The 2,978-nt window shown below is 51.4% G+C and carries 1 rRNA gene; it reads right to left on the reverse strand.

Going from position 1 to position 2,978, the window contains the following annotated elements:
* Positions 1 to 105: 105 nt before the first annotated feature.
* Positions 106 to 2,927: ribosomal RNA gene (locus RB622_RS29820) — 23S ribosomal RNA — on the reverse strand.
* Between the last annotated feature and the right edge of the window lie 51 nt (positions 2,928 to 2,978).

Raw genomic sequence — 2,978 nt, forward strand, 5'->3', positions numbered from 1 at the left:
CCAGGCCAATAGTCACCAACAAGATTGTCTGTTGGTATTAATCAACAAGCTCTTTGTGAGTGTATAATCAATGTCATATTGGAAGCAAAAGAGAATCAGAAAAAGTTGTGCAAGCTGTTGGGTAATTAGTACTGCTCAGCTGAATGTATTTCTACACGTACACCTGCAGCCTATCAACGTCGTAGTCTACAACGACCCTTGTGTGGAAGATTCATCTTCGGGCTAGTTTCGCACTTAGATGCTTTCAGCGCTTATCTATTCCCCACATAGCTACTCGGCCATGCCCCTGGCGGGACAACCGATTCACCAGCGGTGGGTCCACCCCGGTCCTCTCGTACTAAGGGCAGCCCCCGTCAATCTTCCTACGCCCACCACAGATAGGGACCGAACTGTCTCACGACGTTCTGAACCCAGCTCGCGTGCCACTTTAATGAGCGAACAGCTCAACCCTTGGGACCTTCTCCAGCCCCAGGATGTGACGAGCCGACATCGAGGTGCCAAACCTCCCCGTCGATGTGAGCTCTTGGGGGAGATCAGCCTGTTATCCCCGGCGTACCTTTTATCCTTTGAGCGATGGCCCTTCCATACAGAACCACCGGATCACTATACCCTGGTTTCCCACCTGCTCGACCCGTCGGTCTCACAGTCAAGCCTGCTTGTACTATTGCACTCCACACACGGTTACCAAGCGTGTTGAGCAGACCTTTGGAAGCCTCCGTTACACTTTTGGAGGCGACCACCCCAGTCAAACTACCCACCATGCACGGTCCTGCTCTTTGAGCAGTTAGATCCCAGGCCAGCGAAGGGTGGTATTTCAACGTTGGCTCCATCACGCCTGGCGACGCAACTTCAAAGCCTCCCACCTATCCTACACATCCCTGACCCGAAAACAATGCAAAGCTATAGTAAAGGTGCACGGGGTCTTTCCGTCCCGTGGCGGGTAAGCGGCATCTTCACCGCTACTACAATTTCACCGAGCTCACGGCCGAGACAGTGCCCAGATCGTTACACCATTCGTGCAGGTCGGAACTTACCCGACAAGGAATTTCGCTACCTTAGGACCGTTATAGTTACGGCCGCCGTTTACTGGGGCTTCGATTCAATGCTTTACCTTGCGGCTGACATCCCCTCTTAACCTTCCAGCACCGGGCAGGTGTCAGGCCCTATACGTCAACTTGCGTTTTGGCAGAGCCCTGTGTTTTTGCTAAACAGTCGCCTGGGCCATTTCTCTGCGGCCTCTCTTGCGAGGAGGCTCCCCTTCTCCCGAAGTTACAGGGTTAATTTGCCGAGTTCCTTAGCCGTGATTCACTCGAGCACCTTAGAATATTCTTCTCGACTACCTGTGTCGGTTTACGGTACGAGCTGCATTCAGCTGATGTTTCAAGAGCTTTTCTTGGAAGCGTTTTCGTATGTTCGCTTCGCCCGTAGGCTCTGCTCAACGCACTATTCCGTCAGTACGTACATACCACAATACTCCGTCACTCTTTCACACTGAACGCAGGGGCAGGAATATTAACCTGCTGTCCATCGGTGTTCGCCGCTCGGCTATACCTTAGGCCCCGCCTAACCCTCCGTTGATTAGCATAGCGGAGGAATCCTTAGTCTTTCGGTGTGCGGATTTCTCATCCGCATTATCGTTACTTATGCCTACATTTGCTTTTCTCACCAGTCCAGCCCGGCTTACGCCAAACCTTCACCCCTGTGAGAATGCTCCCCTACCGATCGTAATAAATTACTATCGCATAGCTTCGGTAATATGCTTGATGCCCGTTTATTATCGATGCCCGCCCCGCTCGACCAGTGAGCTGTTACGCACTCTTTAAATGTATAGCTGCTTCCAAGCTAACATCCTGGCTGTCTCTGCAGTCGGACCCCCTTAGTTCAACTTAGCATATATTTTGGGACCTTAGCTGATGCTCTGGGTTGTTCCCCTCTCGGACTGGGACCTTAGCACCCCAGCCCTCACTGCCGTGTATATCATAGCCCATTCGGAGTTTGTCAGAGTTTGGTAGGATTTGACTCCCCCTAGCCCTATCAGTAGCTCTACCTGACCATGACTCAACCACGACGCTGTTCCTAAAAACATTTCGGGGAGTACGAGCTATTTCTCAGTTTGATTGGCCTTTCACCCCTACCCTCAGTTCATCCGAAAACTTTTCAACGTTTACCGGTTCGGTCCTCCACGATGTGTTACCAGCGCTTCAACCTGACCAAGGGTAGATCACCAAGTTTCGCGTCTACAGCCACTGACTAATCGCCCATTTCAGACTCGCTTTCGCTTCGGCTCCTGCTGTTTACAGCATTAACCTCGCCAGTGACCGTAACTCGTAGGCTCATTATGCAAAAGGCACGACGTCACCCGAAGGCTCCGTCCGCTTGTAAGCGCATGGTTTCAAGTTCTATTTCACCCCGCTGCTCGCGGTACTTTTCACCTTTCCCTCACGGTACTCGTTCACTATCGGTCTCTCAGGAGTATTTAGCCTTACCGGATGGTGCCGGTAGATTCAGAGGGGATTTCTCCGGTCCCCACTTACTCAGGATACTCACTCATATAACGCTCTTACCTGTACGGGATTCTCACCCTCTACGATTGACTTTCCCACGTCATTCCAGTTCAATTGTTATACACTTGGTGAGTCCTACAACCCCAGTCTGGCCGTAACCAGGCTGGTTTGGGCTCTTCCGCGTTCGCTCGCCACTACTTGCGGAATCATTATTATTTTCTTCTCCTGGGGGTACTTAGATGTTTCAGTTCCCCCCGTTTGCCCCCCGTAGGGTAATACCACTTCATGGTACTGGGTTGCCCCATTCGGAAATCCACGGATCAAATCATATGTGCTGATCCCCGTGGCTTATCGCAGCTTATCACGTCCTTCATCGCCTCTGAGAGCCTAGGTATCCTCCATGCGCCCTTAATTCGCTTGCGCGGTTTATTCTTATTCTCTTTTGCTTCTCAATATGTCAATGAACTCGTTATC

Source organism: Dyadobacter sp. LHD-138 (assembly GCF_030929615.1).
Classification (GTDB): Bacteria; Bacteroidota; Bacteroidia; order Cytophagales; family Spirosomataceae; genus Dyadobacter.